We start from the raw sequence: 2,886 nt of genomic DNA on the forward strand, positions 1-2,886 counted from the left end.
GTTGAACGTGTAGCCATCGGGCAGCCAGGTGCCCAGCCAGCGGCGGGCCACCGAGCTGGTGCCGACCGCGGCCACCATGAGTGCGACATTGACGATGAAGAAGCCCATCACCAGTGCAACCAGTGACTTCCAGAGTTTCATCAGCAGGCGATGCGTATCCATGGTCAACCTTTGCCGCCGGAGACGGGGCCCCGATAGAACATCCCGCGCGCGCCCAGGACCGCGGCAACGACGAACAGCTGCACCACGCCCATCAGCATCGCGACGGCCGAAGCCATGGAATAGTCGTAGCGCTCGAAGGCGGCCTCGTACGCCGCGATCGAGATCACTCGGGTGGCACCGGCCGGCGACCCGAGCAGGACCGCCGACGGAAACACCGAGAAGGCCTGCACGAACGACAGCGCGAAGGCCATCGCCAGCCCCGGGACCAGCAGCGGCAGATAGATATGCCGGAACTGGTTCCACGGCGTTGCGCCCAGGGTCGAGGCAGCGCGTGGCAGGTTGGGGTCGATGCCGGTGATGTACGACAGCGTGAGCAGGAACGCGAACGGGAAACCCGAGATGACGAGCGAGATCAGGACGCCCCAGTAGTTGTGCGTCAGCCGGATCGGGCCTTCGTAGATGTGCAGCCACTGGAGCGACTGCGACAGCCAGCCCTTGGGGCCGAAGTAGCCGAGCATGCCCTCCGCGATCAGGACGGTGCCCAGCGTCAACGGAATGACCAGCAGCGTGGTGATCAGTTTCTGGAAGCGGCTGCTGCGGCGCATCTGATAGGCGATCGGCAGCGCCGCGCCGACGTTGATCACGGTGGCGGGAATGGCCAGCTTGAGCGTGGTCCACACCGTGTCGCGCAGGTTGCCGGTGGTGAAGAACTGCGTGTAGTTCGCCAGCCAGTTGCCTTCCATCGGATGGAACGACAGCTGCAAGCCGTAGAGGAACGGATAGACGAACAGCACCACCATGAAGAGCGTCGCCGGCACCAGCAGCAGCAGGGACCGGTCGAACGAAGACGGGCTGGCGCTGCTCATGGCACCATGCCCGCGGCTGCATCGACGGGATAGGCCAGCGCCTTGTCCGGCGCAATGGCCAGCATGACCGGATCGCCGACCCGCAGGCGCGCCGTCGTGCGCACGATCAGCTTGAGCCCGCCGGCCACCTCGACGTCGACGATGTTGTCGTGGCCGCAGTATTCGACATTGAGCACCCGGGCGGCAAAGCTGTTGTCCACCGGTGAAGAGACGACGTCGAATTCCTCGGGCCGGATCGCGAGCATCGCCTTGCCGCTGGCGAGTGGCTGCATCGCCCGCGCGTTGAGCGCCAGGCCGCTGCCGGCGAGCTGCACCGACGCGCCGCCCTCCGAGCGCACGTCCAGCTCCACCAGGTTGCGATAGCCCATGAAGCGGGCCACGTCCAGGTTGGCCGGCTCCGCGTAGATGCGCTGCGGCTCGGCAATCTGCTGTGCCACGCCGTCCTTCATGACGACGACGCGATCGGCCAGCGACAGCGCCTCGWCCTGGTCGTGGGTGACGTAGATCGTCGATCGTCCCAGTTCGCGGTGAATGCGCCGGATCTCGGCGCGCATCTCCAGCCGCAGCTTGGCGTCGAGATTCGACAAGGGCTCGTCCATCAACACCAGCGGCGGCTCGATGACGATCGCCCGGGCGATCGCGACCCGCTGCTGCTGTCCGCCGGACAACTGGCCGGGCAGCTTGTGCGCCTGCGAGTTCAGCTGCACAAGGTCCAGCGCCCGCTTCACGCGCTGCGCCGACTCGGCGGATGGCACGCCGCGCATCGCCAGCCCGAACGCGACATTGCGCGCCACGCTCATGTGCGGAAAGAGCGCATAGTTCTGGAACACCATGCCAAAGCCCCGTTTTTCAGGCGGCAGTACATCGATGCGGGTGTCGTCGAGCCAGATGCCTCCATCCGTCAAGGGCAGCAGCCCGGCCAGGCAATTGAGGGCCGTCGACTTGCCGCAGCCCGAGGGTCCAAGCAGCGCGATGAACTCGCCGCGCTTGACCGTCATGGTCAAGGCATTGAGCGCAGTGAAGCTCTGCACGCCCTTGCCCGCGGCAAAGCGGCGCGTGACGCCATCGAGGCGCAACTCGGAAAAGTCTGAAGTCATGGAGAGACGCAATCCTGGAAAAGAAGCAGCCTGCAAGCGCCCACATGGCCGCTTGCGGCATCGGTCGGGCGCGCAGTGCGCGCCGCGAATCACTTGGTCTTGCGGGTGCCGATGTCCTGGTCCCAGCGGCGGAACGCATCGACCATGGCCTTGGGCTCGAGCGGCACGGCATGAGGGAACTGGGCCAGCCACTTGTCGTAGTCAGGCCGTCCGAACTCCTTGATCACGTCCTGGCTGTCCTTGGGTGCCAGCGACAGCGGCACGTCCTTGACCGCCGGGCCCGGATAGAAGTAGCCCTTGTCATAGGTCATCGCCTGCTGCTGCGGCTTGAGCAGGAAAGCCATCAGGTCGAGAACCACCGCTTGCTTCTCCGGCGGGACGCCCTTGGGAATCACGATGTAGTGCGCATCGTTGACCCACGTCATGCCCTTGAAGGGCAGCACCTGGAAGTTCTTCGGCACGATGCCCAGCGCCCTTGGGTTGATGTCCCAACCCGTCACCGTCAGCGTCATGTCGCGCGAGCCTTCGCCCAGTTCCTTCATCACGGCTGCGGTTCCCGTGGGGTAGTACTCGATGCAGGCGTCGAGGTCCTTCAGGTAGGCCCAGGTCTTGTCCCAACCATTGATCGGGTCGGCAGGGTTCTTGTCTCCCAGCAGATAGGGCAGCCCCATCAAGAAGGTGCGCCCCGGACCGGAGTTGGCGGGCCGTGCATAGATCAGCTTGTTGGGATTGGCCTTGCACCAGGCCAGCAGTTCCTGGGG

3 protein-coding genes are annotated in these 2,886 nt (G+C 65.3%); all 3 read right to left on the reverse strand.

Features of this window, described 5'->3' with window-relative positions; translation table 11 throughout:
* Positions 1 to 164: 164 nt before the first annotated feature.
* Positions 165 to 1,028, reverse strand: coding sequence for an ABC transporter permease (locus tag AC1DOC_RS27470; RefSeq protein ID WP_015865590.1), 864 nt, complete (start codon positions 1,026 to 1,028; stop codon positions 165 to 167).
* Positions 1,025 to 2,125, reverse strand: coding sequence for an ABC transporter ATP-binding protein (locus AC1DOC_RS27475; protein ID WP_478130899.1), 1,101 nt, complete (start codon positions 2,123 to 2,125; stop codon positions 1,025 to 1,027). The genes AC1DOC_RS27470 and AC1DOC_RS27475 overlap by 4 nt, the downstream gene beginning before the upstream one ends.
* Before the next feature lie 89 nt (positions 2,126 to 2,214).
* A partial coding sequence (locus AC1DOC_RS27480; RefSeq protein WP_478130900.1) for an extracellular solute-binding protein occupies positions 2,215 to 2,886 on the reverse strand: 672 nt, incomplete at its 5' end.

The sequence above is a fragment of the Variovorax sp. 01T439_2 genome (assembly GCF_056398445.1).

Coding starts and splice junctions, on each gene's coding strand:
- AC1DOC_RS27470 (WP_015865590.1), bottom strand. CDS start 1,028: ATGAGCAGCGCCAGCCCGTCTTCGTTCGACCGGTCCCTGCTGCTGCTG.